The 302-nt window shown below is 36.4% G+C and carries 1 protein-coding gene; it reads right to left on the bottom strand.

Features of this window, described 5'->3' with window-relative positions; all coding sequences use genetic code 11:
• A partial coding sequence (locus V6251_RS15255; protein WP_341589013.1) for a contractile injection system protein, VgrG/Pvc8 family occupies window positions 1-302 on the bottom strand: 302 nt, incomplete at both ends.

The following is a 302-nucleotide window of genomic DNA, read 5'->3' as shown; positions in this document are numbered from 1 at the left end:
ATTTGTAGTTGTGTGATTGTGGTAACAGGCTTAAGTGGTATTCTTTTAAATCAAAACCATAGGTAAGTGTTAGTTCCTTGTTGTCAGGTGTTCCAAATACTAATTGCGATCCATTGTAATAAAACCACTCACCATATTGTGCTGCTAGTCTGCTGGCATAATCATAAGCACTTTGGTTATGTTGTACAGAGTAGTGTAGGGTAGGGTTGTTTTTTGGTTGTACTAGGACTTCTAGTTTAGACTTGTCATAGTCGTTAAAAGTTTTTTCAATAATTTCAGACAAAGAGACGTCGTTATGCGAG

It is taken from the genome of Olleya sp. Ti.3.14 (genome assembly GCF_038154885.1).
GTDB lineage: Bacteria > Bacteroidota > Bacteroidia > Flavobacteriales > Flavobacteriaceae > Olleya.
The sequence above is the reverse complement of the archived record's forward strand: the minus strand, read 5'-3'. Positions and strand labels throughout refer to the sequence as shown.